The sequence below is a fragment of the Synechococcus sp. R5-12 genome (genome assembly GCF_047502655.1).
In the GTDB taxonomy this organism is placed as follows: domain Bacteria; phylum Cyanobacteriota; class Cyanobacteriia; order Thermostichales; family Thermostichaceae; genus Thermostichus.
This window is the reverse complement of record NZ_JANSIM010000181.1, coordinates 1-13,363: the sequence shown is the minus strand read 5'-3', so window position 1 is coordinate 13,363 and position 13,363 is coordinate 1. Positions and strand designations below refer to the sequence as shown.

The 13,363-nt window shown below is 60.2% G+C and carries 12 protein-coding genes and 1 tRNA gene; 6 read left to right on the top strand and 7 right to left on the bottom strand.

All coding sequences use genetic code 11. The features are described from left to right. Positions 1–353, bottom strand: a 353-nt coding sequence (locus NW843_RS10110) for a phosphomannose isomerase type II C-terminal cupin domain (RefSeq protein ID WP_414522863.1), incomplete at its 3' end; no start/stop codon positions are given. 305 nt (positions 354–658) lie between these two features. Here NW843_RS10110 and NW843_RS10105 point away from each other — a divergent pair. The 4 genes from NW843_RS10105 to NW843_RS10090 all read left to right on the top strand — a co-directional run bounded on the left by NW843_RS10105 (position 659) and on the right by NW843_RS10090 (position 5,322). Next, positions 659–2,299: a hypothetical protein gene (locus NW843_RS10105; RefSeq protein ID WP_414522862.1), complete on the top strand. Its 1,641-nt coding sequence runs from the start codon at positions 659–661 to the stop codon at positions 2,297–2,299. After that, on the top strand, positions 2,296–3,426 hold the full coding sequence (locus NW843_RS10100) for a hypothetical protein (protein WP_414522861.1): 1,131 nt from the start codon (positions 2,296–2,298) through the stop codon (positions 3,424–3,426). Before NW843_RS10105 ends, NW843_RS10100 begins: the two co-directional genes overlap by 4 nt. Before the next feature lie 139 nt (positions 3,427–3,565). Continuing rightward, positions 3,566–4,378 carry a hypothetical protein gene (locus NW843_RS10095; protein ID WP_414522860.1) on the top strand — a complete coding sequence of 271 codons (813 nt, stop codon included), beginning with the start codon at positions 3,566–3,568 and terminating at the stop codon, positions 4,376–4,378. 101 nt (positions 4,379–4,479) lie between these two features. Beyond that, positions 4,480–5,322: a universal stress protein gene (locus tag NW843_RS10090; RefSeq protein WP_414388848.1), complete on the top strand. Its 843-nt coding sequence runs from the start codon at positions 4,480–4,482 to the stop codon at positions 5,320–5,322. A gap of 8 nt (positions 5,323–5,330) precedes the next feature. Here the strand turns inward: NW843_RS10090 and NW843_RS10085 are convergent, their stop codons facing one another. From NW843_RS10085 to prmA, 4 genes are all read right to left on the bottom strand, one after another. Beyond that, the gene (locus NW843_RS10085) at positions 5,331–6,929 is read right to left on the bottom strand and encodes a hypothetical protein (protein ID WP_414522859.1); all 1,599 of its coding nucleotides are present in this window, start codon (positions 6,927–6,929) and stop codon (positions 5,331–5,333) included. Next, positions 6,923–8,221, bottom strand: coding sequence for a histidine--tRNA ligase (gene hisS / locus NW843_RS10080; protein ID WP_414522858.1), 1,299 nt, complete (start codon positions 8,219–8,221; stop codon positions 6,923–6,925). The genes NW843_RS10085 and hisS overlap by 7 nt, the downstream gene beginning before the upstream one ends. 94 nt (positions 8,222–8,315) lie before the next feature. Then, on the bottom strand, positions 8,316–9,152 hold the full coding sequence (locus NW843_RS10075) for a 16S rRNA (uracil(1498)-N(3))-methyltransferase (protein ID WP_414522865.1): 837 nt from the start codon (positions 9,150–9,152) through the stop codon (positions 8,316–8,318). After that, positions 9,122–9,955 (bottom strand): 50S ribosomal protein L11 methyltransferase, encoded by an 834-nt coding sequence (gene prmA / locus NW843_RS10070; protein ID WP_414522864.1) that lies wholly within the window; start codon positions 9,953–9,955, stop codon positions 9,122–9,124. Before prmA ends, NW843_RS10075 begins: the two co-directional genes overlap by 31 nt. A gap of 522 nt (positions 9,956–10,477) precedes the next feature. Between prmA and NW843_RS10065 the strand changes: the two genes are divergently transcribed. After that, a complete protein-coding gene (locus tag NW843_RS10065; RefSeq protein ID WP_414522857.1) occupies positions 10,478–11,311 on the top strand; it encodes a hypothetical protein in 834 nt (277 codons plus the stop codon). Here NW843_RS10065 and NW843_RS10060 read toward each other — a convergent pair. Together NW843_RS10060 and NW843_RS10055 are read right to left on the bottom strand one after the other, a co-directional pair. Further along, positions 11,308–12,057 (bottom strand): phycocyanobilin:ferredoxin oxidoreductase, encoded by a 750-nt coding sequence (locus tag NW843_RS10060; RefSeq protein WP_414522856.1) that lies wholly within the window; start codon positions 12,055–12,057, stop codon positions 11,308–11,310. The genes NW843_RS10065 and NW843_RS10060 overlap by 4 nt on opposite strands. Positions 12,058–12,268: 211 nt before the next feature. Further along, positions 12,269–12,355, bottom strand: a tRNA-Ser gene (locus NW843_RS10055). Positions 12,356–12,506: 151 nt separating this feature from the next. Here NW843_RS10055 and panB point away from each other — a divergent pair. Next, positions 12,507–13,292: a 3-methyl-2-oxobutanoate hydroxymethyltransferase gene (gene panB, locus NW843_RS10050; protein WP_414522855.1), complete on the top strand. Its 786-nt coding sequence runs from the start codon at positions 12,507–12,509 to the stop codon at positions 13,290–13,292. The last annotated feature ends 71 nt before the right edge of the window (positions 13,293–13,363 follow it).

The window sequence follows — 13,363 nt, the reverse complement described above, 5'->3', positions numbered from 1 at the left end:
AGATATTCCCCGTTTTGCACCTCGATCAACACCAAGGGAAGGGTGCCGGGGTTTTCCAGGCGGTGCTTGGTGCAGGGGGGAATGTAGGTGGACTCGTTGGAGCTCAGCAGCATCACCTCTTCTCCACGGGTAACCTTCGCTGTGCCCCTGACCACGATCCAGTGCTCGCTGCGGTGGTAGTGCATCTGCAGGCTGAGCCGATGGCCAGGCTTCACCTCGATGCGCTTGATCTTGTACATCGGGCCTTCATCCAAAACCCAGAAGGATCCCCAGGGACGGGTCTCTGCTTGAGAGGGTACCAGCTCAAGCGCTGGAACTGCTGCATCATTCACGTCCCGCACAGCCTGCAACATAAGATCATGTCCTTGCAAAGTCGTCCCCATCCTCTCTCAGAATCCGAGAACACCTCATCGACAATATGGCTGAATTGGCCTACGCCAAAACTCGTAGATAAAGTCTCTCAGGCCAGGGAATGCTAATCTAGCCCTGTGTCCAGTGCCTAGACACGTCAGCCCATCCCCACGCCCTACTTGAGACATGTTCTCATTAACACTAAATAGCTCTTGAGGCTCGATTGGCGATTTATTGGCGATTTAACCAGTTACCCTCCAATTAATCTCCAATTAATTCTAAATTCTTGAAGCTACTGAAGTAACCCATGTTTCTCAACAGGCTCAGGGCTTTCTTGCAGCTCTTCGGGTCTACCGGGATCCTGTTTCTGCTGCTGGCTAGCCTTCTGTGGGGTTTGAAGGAAAGCTGGAGCTGGGTGAGCTTGGAGATGCAGTTTCTTGGCTACAAGGGATCCGTGGCGGTTTTGGGGCCGGATCCGCGCCTGCCCATTGTGGGCACCACCTTTCCTCCCTTGCTGGTGCTGGCTACGGCCATTCTGGGACGATCCCCGCTGTTGCTGCAGACCATCTTGGGCTCTCTGGTGCTGGGCTGGGTGTGGCGGCAGTTACGCCGTTTGCCGGTGGAGGTGGGATGGTGCTGGCTGTGGGGTTTGTTGATGGTGGTGCAGCCGACTTTGATCTTGATGCTGCTGCGCAGCCCCGCTTGGACGGCCACCTCGCTTTTGCTGGGGGTAAACATGGCCTTGTTGTTTCCCCTGGCTGACGAGAAACGAGCAGCGGGGAAGTCAGTGGCGGCAGGGGATGAGCTGCCTATTACCCTGAGGCTGCTGCTCGTTGGGCTGGCGCTGGGGCCCCTGATGGTGCTGCGCTGGGAAAGCGGATGGCTGCTGCCCTGGGCGGGGATGCTGCTGCTGGTGGCCTTTCGCCGAGAAGTCTGGGGGTTTCGCTGGGCCTCGCTGTTGGTGGCCGGCTTTGTCAGCCTAGCCTTGATCCTGAGCTGGCTGTATGTGAATTGGCTGTCGGTAGGGGATCCCTGGGCTTTCACCTACCAGGTGGGCAGCGGTCTGCGGCTGCCGCAATTGCGGGAAGACTTGCAGCAGGCGGGTGGCTGGCGGGGGGTGCTGGAGGCTGGGAAATGGCTGGCGGTGCTGGCCCCTGCCTATCTGCTGTTGGGGCTGGGATCCCTGCTAGGCCGAGGCCCGGGTCGCTGGATATGGGCTCTGGTCTGGGGGATGCCGCTGGTCATCCTGCTGGCTTCTCTAGGGCAGGGGCTGTTTTTGCGGGAGCTGAGCCGCTTTGGCCTTTTCTGGGTGCCGCTGCCTTTGCTGATGGGCGCCTACTTGTGTCGCGGAGCCGGCCCCGGCTGGGCTAAGCGTCTGTTGATCACTGCCCTCTTGGGGTTGAACTGCCTCACTGCCGGTTATGGGGTGAGCCAAGAGCCGGGTTTCCTCATGCCCCTGGTGGCTGAGGAGCGGGATCTCTGGGAGCGGCTGGTGGCAGGGGTAGTGCCCCTTAGTGGCGAGTTGGAAGCTGCCCAAAACCTGTATGAAGTAACCTCTGCTGGGCAAGCCCTAGAAGACTGGCGGAGGCTGCGGCAGGAAAAGCGCCAGGTTGGGCAGTATCTCTATCGCCACCTGTTGCCCGGACAAAAAGTGCTGGTGGACGACGACATCCACTTTGAGGCTATCTTTTGGGCAAGGGATCCCCGCTCTTTCCTTACTCCTCACCAGTACGAGTTTGCCCTGGCCCTTCAGCATCCCCAGGAAAGGGTGGACTACCTCTTGGTAGCGGGGCTGGCGGATCCCTTGCGGAGCGCCGATCGCATCCTGCAATTTTGGCCTGAGCTCAATTTTGAGGGGCTGCCGGGCTTCAGGGAGGTTTATAGCTCCCCCCAAGTGCGGCTGTGGGCTCGCCAACACCAAGAGGAACCGCAGGAGGAGAGGAGATGAAAAGGAGACGATCCTGGCAGCGGCGACAGGTGCTGCAAGCGGGCGGAGCGCTGCTGGCTGCCTATGGGGTTGCCGGCTGTGGCCAGGAGTTTTTGAGTCAGCAGGGGAGTCGCAGCCCGGAAAATGCCGAGACGGGAAGCATGAACTTGTCAGAGCTGCTGGCCCGCTGGCAGGTGGGCATTGGCGAGGATCCCGGTCGCTTCCTCTGGGAAATCGAGTCGGATCCGCAGGTGGCGGCAGTGGCGCAGGGGTGGGATCCCCATTTCCTGAGCGGCTGGCTGAACAGCTTTGATCACCGCCAGGGGGATCTCTCCTTTTGGCGCAACTGGCACCAGGCCGGACTTTTGCGGCAGTGGTTTGAGCGGGGCTATACCCTCCACATCATCACCTGGGAAGACGACACCCACCGCCCCTGCGGCGACTATCACATCTCCCCGCAATTTGTGGAGGACGTGGCCGAGCTGGCGGGCTATATTGCCCAAGCCAATCCTCAGGGCCGCCCCACCTACTGGAGCTTGGCTACTGAGTTTTCCTACTGGCGGATCCCGGCGGACACCTACAACGCCGACACTGCTCCCTACTACCAAGCCCTGATGCGCAATGTCCTCAAAGCCCGACAGGCCATCAAGGAGCGGCTGCCAGAGGCCGAAGTGGCCCTGTGCTGGGGGGGCTGGATTGCCACCTTTGACGACCCTTCCCAGGGGGCAGGCCGCAGCATGGTGGAGCCCTTTGCCGAGACCCTGAGCCGGATGGACGGGATCGCCTTCCAGTCGATGCGCCAGCGGCGGCCAGGGGAGTTTAACCCAGAGCTGAACGGCCCGGATCCCGGTAACCCGGAGCAGATCCGCCTCTGTTGCCGCCTGTTTTCCCCCATCCACCCCAACCTGATGTTGGCCCACTACGAGCCATCGATTAAGGACAAGCACCCCAGCGGCGGACGGGCCGACACCGTCCATACAGACTTTCAGCTCATGAGCCAGCCGGAGTGGCTGCAGGAAGTGTCTCAACTGGGGCTGCGGCGCTTTTCCCTCATGCACTACGGCCTCTACAAAGGGGATCCCTATGGGGCGCTGACCGCCGCTCGCCAATTCCGGGCACAGGTGGGCCTACCGGCTGCCACCTCATAGTTAGCAGTCGTTCCAAAGCCGGTTTTGTCCCGGATCTTGACCCAAATCTTGATCCTAGGGATACAATCCCCCTGAAGCTGCCGGGATCCCTGCCATGGAGAAGCTGAGATTTCTAAGGGCAAGCCTGCTGGCGAGTCTAGTGGTTAGTGCAATGCCGCCGGAGCTGCCGGCCTGGGCAGGATGCGGTTTTCCCCGCGGTGCCGGCAAGACTTTTTTTTCGCTGCAGCCGGAGGTCTATCGGCCTCGCACCCGCTTTGACCAGGGGGGGCAACTGGGGCCTGCTCTCTCAGAATATGGGGAAACCCGCCTCAACCTTTTCGCCGAGACTGGCCTTAGCGATCAGCTCACTCTCAACCTCAACACCAGCTACGTTTTCATCGAAAATCGCTTTGCCAGCGGGGCTGACACCGTTACCCAGCGCAACCAGGGCCTGCGGGATCTGGAACTGGGCCTGCGCCATACTTGGGGGAACGGGGATCCCTTCCTTTCGGCCCAATTGACGGCCTTGATCCCGCCCGGATATGCCACCCGAGACATCCCCCTGCCCTTGGGGTACGGTGTTTTCGGCTACGATCTCAAAGTTGGGGTGGCGGCCAATACCCAGTTGGGATCCCTGCCCGCCTTTTTCGACTCCTGCCTCACGTTCCGAGATTACTTGGGCTATCCCGGGGATCGGGTCAAGGCCAACCTGACCTTCGGGGCAGACCTGACTCCTGAGCTGCAGGCCATCCTGGCTTTGGATGGGGATTTTACGTTGGGCAACGGCGCGCCTTTGTTGTTCGGGGATTTGGCGGTTCAGGATCCCGACTACGACAACCTCAAGCTTTCGGGCCAGCTCAACTGGCGGCTGGAGGGAGGGTTAACGCTGGGCTTGGGGGGGTTTCAGTTCCTGGCCGGTCGCAACACCAATGCCGGCGGCGGCTTTACCGGCTATGTGTGGCTAAGTTACTGAAACCCAACAAAATGTTGCAGGATATCCCCTACGGTAACAGGGATCCGCAGGGGCAGATCTAGGATGAGTCTTGGCAAACTACGGCCCGGAGAACGGATCCCATGCCTCGATTTGAGAACCTCATTGCCGCCATCGATGGCAGCGGCCCCACTGAGCAAATGGTGCATACCCTTCTGTCTCTGCCGGCCTTTGCCCAGTGCCACGTGACATTGCTGCATGCGGTGCCTTCCCAGACCTCTGCCGAGGAGATGCGGGCTGCCTGGCAAAAGGGGCAGGAACTGCTGGCCCAAACCCTGCAGACTTTCCCCCCCCGCCCAGGGCTAAAGATCAGCACGCAACTGGTGGAAGGGGATCCCAAGGTGGTGGTGCTGCAGGTGGCCGAGTCTATGCCCAATCCCTTAATTGTCATGGGATCCCGGGGACGCAACCGCATCATGGCCATTTTGCAGAACTCGGTGAGCCAATATGTGTTCCAGCTCGCCTCCTGCCCAATGCTGCTGGTCAAAGACGACGCCTACGTCAAATACCCCAGCCATGTCATGGTGGCCCTCAACAACTCCCCCGCTGCCCAGGCCGCCTTTGCCACGGCCCTTGACTTGATCTCCGGCATTCAAGGGGCCCAGATCTTCCTGGCCTCTGTGCAGTTGGATGCCGACAACCCAGGCAGAGATGAGGCTCTAGATCGGGCAATCGATACCCTCAAAAACCGGCAAATCGGCCACCAAGTGTTAACTGCCGTCGGGGATCCGGGCACAGAAATTGTCCGCTTAGCCGCCGAGAGCAACGCCGATCTGCTGGTGATGGGATCCCCTGACCGCCGACCTACCATTGCCCGCAGCATTCCCGATTTGGATCGGCTGTTGGGGCGTTCCATCTCCGACTATGTGCGGGTGCACATCGGCTGCCCCGTGCTGATGGTGCGTTCCGTCCAAGACAGCGACTGAGCCAGGCTTCAAGGCAGTATGGAGCGGCGCTCTGTAACTCGGTCACTCTGCTGCTGACGATCCGGGCTGACGGCCCAAGCTTCAAAGATCAGCTCAGGGACTCCGGGAGGGATGGTCATGCGGGTGAGGGCTTGCCACTGCCCCTGCTCGTCACGGGAGAAGTCTAGCAACCAACGGGGGCCATCCACCAAAGAGCGAGTGCGCCCGTGCTTCACCCAAAACTTGATCCAAAAAGGGGCTTGATGGCCTGCAGCAGGGTTGGTCGTGGGGGGCAAGCGCAACACCACATCGAAATTGTCTCCGGCTCGGAGTTGCTCGGGCACCACCAGTTGGGGAGTTGGACAAACCCCAGGCGGAGCGGGGGGCAGCAGCGAGTTTTCAGAGGGAGCTACAGGGCTACTCGGGATCCCGGCTGCCGCTTGCGTTGGCAAGATGGCCTCAGCTTGGGGTGGTGGGGAAGGGGAGGAGATGGGCGATGGCAACTCTGCCGTCTCTGCTTCGGGTAGGGGCTGAGCGGAGGGGTTGGGCGCAGATGGCAGGGGATCCTTTTCCGGGAAGGAGCGGAGGGCTTGGGTCTCGGCGGGCTGAACGGGCGAAGCTGAGTCCTCCTCTCGCTGTTGCTCGGCAACGCTGACGGAAATGGGGGCGCTGTGTTGCCAGATGCGCAACAGCTTTTGCAGGGTGCGTTCGGGAGACAGCAAGGTTAAGGGGGGGTCTTCCCGCAACCGGGCCAGTGGGATGTTTGTTGCTCCCCAATACTGACGCGGAGGGGAGGCGGGAGGCAGCTCTCCGCCTTGTTGCTCCGCAACGCTGACGCGAAGGTCTCGACAGCGGACGGAAAACGGAATCGTCAAGGGCTGGGAAGGCCGGTCTGCATCCCACCAGGAGGAGGGAGTAAGGGCCAGTTCTCCCCGTAAAGGACGGGCCCACACTTGGCTGGGCAGGGTGATGGGGATGCTGAACACCGCCGTCCGCGCCCCCGCCGGGAGTTGAATTTGCCGTTGTCCCTGGAAAAGCGGCCTCTCCTCCCCTTCTGGCCAAACCTGTACCCGCAGCTCGCCGCTGCAGCCGATCCGCCCCGTCAACACCAGCACCTCCTCCGGGGATCCCTCCAATTCACTGTGCATTAGGGAAAACAGCTCTGGCGGGATGGCGACCTCTTTTTTCTGGGGGGGCTCAAACCCGGCCTCTTCAGCCACCGGGGCAGGGATCCCCCGTTCCGGCTCCAGAGGCGCGGGGGCAGGCACAACCTGAAAACGGAGACAATTGTTTAACTCGGTTTCGCCGAACAGTTCTGCGATCAAGTCGGCATCTCGGCAGTGCAATTCCCAAAACCCAGGGGTGAGGTGGCTGGCGGGCAAAATAATGCCGATCCCTTCATCGTTGGTGCGCACAGAACGGGTTTGGACCTGTGGAGGAGTCGTGCCGGTGTTGGGGCCCTGATTCTGTGGCCCTAGAGGACGCTGCCGGACTTCCACCGTGATGGTGAAGTGGGGCTGAGGCGAACGGGCAACAATGGTGTAGGTATCTTCTTCCAGAACTGCGCCCTCGGCTGGTACCGGCTGCCAGTCTTCTTGGCCGTCGCGCCGAACCCAGAAATTCAACATGGCTCCATCACCTTAGGTGCTCCGCACTGCTGACCCGAATGGGATGCCAGATACTGAATCAGATCGGCTTGCAAAAGGGTTTGCTGTTGCCCTGTAGGCAGGTGCTTAAGCTGTACCTCTCCGGCTGCAGCTTCCGCATCCCCTAGCACAACAGCCCAAGTTGCGCCGCTGCGGCTGGCCCGTTTGAACTGCTTGCCAAAGGCGCTGCCGCTCAGATCCAGCTCGGTGCAGAAACCGGCTCGGCGCAGCGCTTGAGCGATCCGGAGGGATTGGGCCTCAGCCTTCGCCCCACGGGAGATCACGTAAACCTCGACCGATGTTGGCGGGATCTCCCCTTGCTTCTTTTGCAACAGCAGCACCAGCCGCTCCATGCCGATGGCCCAGCCCACCGCTGGGGTAGAAGGCCCGCCCAGCTCTTCCACCAAGCCGTCGTAGCGACCGCCCCCACAGACGGTACTCTGGGATCCCAAGTCAGGCGAGACGATCTCAAAGGCGGTGTCGGTGTAGTAGTCCAGGCCCCGCACCAAGTAGGGATCCAACTGGTAGGGAATGTCCAACATCTGCAGGTGATCTTGCACCTGCTCGAAGAAAGCCCGCGATTCTGGGCTGAGGTAATCTGGCAGCTTGGGGGCCCCCTCGGCAATCTCGCGGGTGCGGGGATCCTTGCTATCCAGAATGCGCAGCGGGTTGCGGGTGAGGCGCTCTTGGGAGTCGGGATCCAGCTTTTCCCGCAAGGGGGTGAGGTAGTCCACCAGGGCCTGGCGATAGGCCCGCCGGTCCTGCGGATCCCCCAGGGAATTGAGCCGCAAGCTCAGGTTCTCCGCCTCCACCGCTTGCAACAGCTCCCAGGCCAAGGCGATGACTTCCGCATCGGCGCGGGGATCCCGGCTGCCCAGCAGCTCTACCCCCAACTGGTGGAACTGGCGTTGCCGCCCCGCCTGGGGACGCTCATAGCGAAACATCGGCCCACAATACCAGAGGCGTTGCACATCTCCAGCCGTTTGCAGCCCGTGCTGGATGTAGGCCCGCACCACACCTACTGTGTTCTCTGGGCGCAGGCTCACCTCTTGCTCGCCACGGGTGCTGAAGGAGTACATCTCCTTGCCCACCACGTCGGTGGCACTGCCAATGCTGCGGGCAAAGAGCTCCGTCAACTCCAGGATGGGGGTGCGAATTTCTTGGTAGTTGGCCCGTCCCAGGATCTCTCGGGCGCTGGCTTCCACCTGCTGCCAGAGCCGCACCTCCTGCGGCAAAATGTCTCGGGTGCCTCGCACCGCCTGGATCATCTCCATTCTCGTTCTCCCTCCCTGGGGTGGGCCTGGCCGCCTGCTATGCCAATGGCTGTTCTCGTCAAAGGACTCCGTCCCGCTGACGCAAACGGCCTAGTTATTGATTATCGGCGACAACACTCCCCGTCGCTAGCGGAGCCAAATGACCCCGATCCAAGCTCGAGTCCAACCAGGAGTAGGTGGCGGCAATTTGGCTGGTGGCAACAACAGCGGCGGTGGTAGCTCGCAAGATGGTAGGGCCAAGGGAGACGCACACCCCCCCATATTCCTCAGCCTGCCGACGTTCGGCAACCGTCCAGCCCCCTTCTGGGCCAATGGCTATCGCCAAGACGGGATCCCTGAGCTTTGGCAGGGCTTGCACCAGCGGGGGCGCTTTGTGCCGAGCCACGGCTATACCCCACCAAAAGGACTCCGTCCGAGTAGCGCGAACGGCTTGTAGCTCCGCCAGCCAACTTGTCCAAGGGGTAGGGGGATCAACCTGAGGCCAGCGCAACCGCTCACATTGTTCTGCGGCCTCCCGCACAATTTTTTGCCAGCGTTCCTGCCGCCCAGATCCCGGTTCCAACACGGTGCGCTCTGTCAGCAGGGGGGTAATTCGCGCCACCCCCAGCTCGGTAACCTGGCGGAGCACCTCGTCAAACCCCTGCCCTTTGACCACCGCCAAGCCCAGATGCAAAAAAACGGGCAATTCCCGCGGCAGCGTCTCCACCTCGCCCACAATTTGGGATCCCTGAGCCTGCCAATGGGCCGCCCACAGCTTGCCTGAGCCATCCAGAACCAAAAAGGGATCCCCCGGCCTGAGGCGGCGCACCCGCTGCAAGTAGTGCTGTTGCAGACCAGTTAAATGGAGAACACCACTCGGATCCCGCTGCGCTGGGTCAATCGCCAATCGGGGCAAAGCGCTCAGGTCATGCGTGCGTTCAGACAACACCATTCCCCCCGTCGCCAGAGGGCTGCCACCACCCATTCGTTGGCCTCCAGCATCTCCGCCACCAACTTGGCCTGCTCGATGAGGATGCCGCTGAGGATCAGCCATCCCCCCTCCTTCACCACCAGCCGAAACTCCGGGATCATATCCAGGATCACATCTGTCAGGATGTTGCACACCAGCCCATCCACCATTTCGGGAATCTGCTCCAGGCTGCCCTGAGCCACCACAATGCGATCCGTCAGGCCGTTGAGATCGCGGTTGTGCATCGTGGCCTGCACCGCCAGGGGGTCGACGTCCACCGCAAACACCCGCTTCACCCCCAACAGGGCCGCCGCCAACGACAGAATCCCGGATCCACAGCCCACATCCGCCAGCGTCGCCGCCGGGGGATCCCCTCCCCAGCTCTCCAGACGCATTTCCAGCGACTCCAGACAGAGCTGCGTGGTGGGGTGAGTGCCCGTGCCGAAGGCCATACCGGGATCCAGCCGCAACAGGTGCCGACCGGGGTGAGGGGGCGGATCCAGCCAGGCCGGACAAATGAGCAACTTATCCCCGATGGGTTGGGGCTGCCAGTGCTGCTTCCAACTGCTGCTCCAATCTTCCGCCTCTATGCGTTCCCAGCGCAGCTTGGGAACCCGCTGACCGGCAATGAGGGCATCCTGCTGCAGGCGCAGGGAGAGGGCTGCCAAATCCAAGAGGCTGACGTGAGGCCAAGGCAGATAGGCGTGAATGCAAATCTGATCTTCGCCATAGGCTTGGCTGGTCATGCCCCGACAGCCAAAATTCTCCAGCCGCCAAAAGATCAGGTCTTCTTGGGCAGGGGAGGCGATGAGACTGAGATCCCACCAGGCTCCACCGGGATCCGGCGCTTGTGCGGGCGAAAATGGGGTGGGATCGGCAACAGTCCTGCTCACAGGGATCCCTTCACAAACCTAAAGGAAAACCAAAGTGATGGCCAACAAGATAGCGCTTCATGTCACCCAGCCGGCCAGCACTCAATGCGGCACTTTATATCAAAAATTGCAGCGCTCTGCTCAATTCATAGTTTAGGCTTATTCTGGCTATTCTGGGATTGAAAGGCTCACAGCGTCGGTTCAGCAGCGAAGAAGGGAAGGATCCCCCCAATTGGGGGATGACCCTCAGCGGCTCTTTGGATGACCAGCTCAGCCCTGTGAGATAGATTAAGTCCAAAAGCATTGAACAAGAATTGGATGCAGCGTTGACATTCGTTCCGAGCCTCAGTGATTTTGCGGATAAATGAGGTTTGGCTGGGGCGTACTGAGCAACGATGTAAGGATGAAGAAAGAGCAATGCAGGTGGCGAGGTCGATGTCAATTGAGCAGTCAGGGCAGCAGCCGAAGGTAGCTCCTTGGGGGACTACCAGAGGGGAAAGGGCTGCCCATGAAGATCTTCAGCCGCTCAAAGTCAGCACCCGCAAGGACTCCGTGCCGCTGACGCGATCCGCTCTGATGCGGCGTTTTAACCAGAGCTTTCCGCCTTTTTACAGCCAGTTTGTCAGCAGCGAGGTACAGGCCCAAAATCTGCGCTTGGCTTACACCCTCTACCAAACCCGCAAGGCGGTGGTACAGATGCAGGACGAATGTCGCAAGACGGTGGTCTGTCTGGCCTACCGTAATCGACCTTCCCTGCTCAGCGATCTGTTTGGGGTGTTCACTGCTTTTAATCTCTCGGTGCATGGCATTCATCTCTATGGGCAGATCTACTCACCGCACCTGGTGTTTATCCGCACCATTGTCTCCCGCGATGGCCATAGCCTTTCTTCCCAAACCAAGCTCAGCCTAGAACGGGCCATTCACGAATGCCTGGCGGGTGTGTTTCGCGTTCACGAAACCTTGGCACTGGAGTTTGATCTCAAGGCCGGACTAAAAGACGTGCAGGTTTCTTTTTATTTTGACCCGGTGTTTCATTTGCCCACACTTTTGGTGGATGTGGACAACCAGCCGGGCGCGTTTTACCGGGTGATGACGGCCCTCGCGCAGGAGGATTTGACCGTTGTTAACCTCAACTTGATGCTCCGCCGCAAGCAGACGCGCTTTATTTTCTACTTGCTGGGGCCGGATTCAACTCCAGCCATGCCGGAGTTCCTGGGGCAAAAATTGGCCTTGAGCATCCAGCAGCGGCTGCAAGGGGATCCCGCCTAGATCTGCACGGGACTGGGAGGCAAGTCAAAAAGGACGGTGTTCATGTAGCGCTCTGCCCAGGCGGGGCCAAAAGCTTTTTCCAAAACGCGGCGGGTGCGGTCGTTCTGCTGTTGCTGGCTGCAATAGCGCTGCTGCCCCTGGTAGTGGGCCAAAATCTGGCCGGGATCCGTCTGCGGGGGAATCTGCTGCGCCAGCCGGCAGTGAATTTCCAGGAAACGGCAGGCAAAGTGTAAAAAGCGCTCGGCCTCTGCTTCGTCGGCAGGACGCACGAACAGGCAGTAGGGAGAAAAAATCGTGCCCCACTCCGGCAACCGGCGCCGGTGTTGGAAAGGGACGAGATGGGATCCCAACGCTTCCAGCTCCTGGATATAGAGATCGGGCAAGCTGGGGGTCACCGGCGAGAGATCGACAATGGCGGCGCTCACCTGTCCGCGACCGACCACAATGTCGCAACCGAACAGCGGCAGCGGGTACTGCGGCTGCGGAAACATAACGCAATGGAGAATATCCAGGCTCTGCCCGGCCTGGGCCAGCTCCAGGTGCAGTTTGCGAAAGGGATCCCCTTGGTAGCAGCGGTTTTCAATTTGCAATTTTTCGCCCTCTAGGCGGCCCTCCACGTAGCCCAGGTCGTCAGGCAGAGGATAGGGGGCCAGGGTGAGGGTGGATCCCCAACGGTTCAGGATTGCCTCGGATAGGCCCTGGATGAGGGGATGCAGTTGGGCGGAAAGAGCAGGAGCGGTGAGCATAAGACCCCAAAAGAAAGGCTGAGAAACCCGTCCACGCTTGAGGGGTGGCCCCCTTCAATTCTTCAAAAGTGTCAAAAGTGCTGTGCCCAAGGCAGGGGAACTGCACCGCTGACCTGAAGGGATTGGGCGAAAGCTTCGACCCATTAAGCATCACCTCCAAGTACAGCCCATCTCTGTCCGATAGCCGGTACGTTATCGGATTACATGGTAACGGAAGGGGTGGGATTCGAACCCACGGTGACCTTGCAGTCACAACGCTTTTCGAGAGCGTCACAATCAACCACTCTGTCACCCTTCCAGTCAGCTGTGGGGCTTTACCATCTTAACGGCAAACCGAGTCTCCTGCTTCTTCCCAGCCTCAAAGCCAAGCTTGCTTCCCCCACGGGATGCGGTTGATGGGAAAGTGCTCCGCACCGCTGGCGGGAACGCCCAGATGAGATCATAGGGATATGGCTGCTCTATCCATTCACCACTTTCGCCAGGCCAAACAGGCGGGTCAACCTTTGGTGGCCCTCACGGCTGCCGACTACGCCACCGCTCAGATTTTGGATCAGGCTGGGATCGACTTGATCCTGGTGGGCGACAGCTTGGCCATGACCCACTTGGGGTATACCAGCACCCTGCCCCTGACGCTGGAACAGATGCTCCATCACGCCCAGGCGGTGCGCCGCGGGGTAGAACGGGCCTTTTTGGTGGCCGACTTGCCCTTCTTGACTTATCAAGTCCACAAAGAACAAGCTCTCCTCTCAGCAGGGCGGTTGATGAAGGAGGCAGGAGTCAACGGGGTCAAGCTGGAAGGGGGTTACCCCGACATGGTGGAAACGGTGGCCTTTCTGGTGCAGCGAGGGATCCCGGTTTTGGGTCACATCGGCCTCACTCCGCAGGCCAAACATCAACTGGGGGGCTATCGCCAGCAGGGAAAAAACCCTCCAGAGGCCGAGCGTCTGCGGCAAGAAGCCCTCAGCCTGGAGCAAGCAGGAGCATTTGCCCTGGTTTTGGAGCACATGCCGGCGGAATTGGCTGCCCAAATCTCGGCCCAAGTGGGGATCCCAACCTTGGGCATTGGGGCCGGGCCGGCTTGCGATGGTCAGATTTTGGTCACCCACGATCTGCTGGGGCTGAGCGAGCGGATTCCCCCTTTTGCCAAGGCCTATACCAATTTGAGACAGGCGATCCGAGAAGCGGTGGAAGCTTTCGCCGACGATGTTCGCCAAAAAGTATTTCCCCCCCGCTGAAGGGATCCCTTACCCATTCAAAGCTTGGGCAGAGCATGACTCTAGTCAATAATAAGCTCAACTATACTGAA

Coding starts and splice junctions, on each gene's coding strand:
- NW843_RS10105 (WP_414522862.1), top strand. CDS start 659: ATGTTTCTCAACAGGCTCAGGGCTTTCTTGCAGCTCTTCGGGTCTACC.
- NW843_RS10100 (WP_414522861.1), top strand. CDS start 2,296: ATGAAAAGGAGACGATCCTGGCAGCGGCGACAGGTGCTGCAAGCGGGC.
- NW843_RS10090 (WP_414388848.1), top strand. CDS start 4,480: ATGCCTCGATTTGAGAACCTCATTGCCGCCATCGATGGCAGCGGCCCC.
- NW843_RS10085 (WP_414522859.1), bottom strand. CDS start 6,929: ATGTTGAATTTCTGGGTTCGGCGCGACGGCCAAGAAGACTGGCAGCCG.
- hisS (WP_414522858.1), bottom strand. CDS start 8,221: ATGGAGATGATCCAGGCGGTGCGAGGCACCCGAGACATTTTGCCGCAG.
- NW843_RS10075 (WP_414522865.1), bottom strand. CDS start 9,152: ATGGTGTTGTCTGAACGCACGCATGACCTGAGCGCTTTGCCCCGATTG.
- NW843_RS10065 (WP_414522857.1), top strand. CDS start 10,478: ATGTCAATTGAGCAGTCAGGGCAGCAGCCGAAGGTAGCTCCTTGGGGG.
- NW843_RS10060 (WP_414522856.1), bottom strand. CDS start 12,057: ATGCTCACCGCTCCTGCTCTTTCCGCCCAACTGCATCCCCTCATCCAG.
- panB (WP_414522855.1), top strand. CDS start 12,507: ATGGCTGCTCTATCCATTCACCACTTTCGCCAGGCCAAACAGGCGGGT.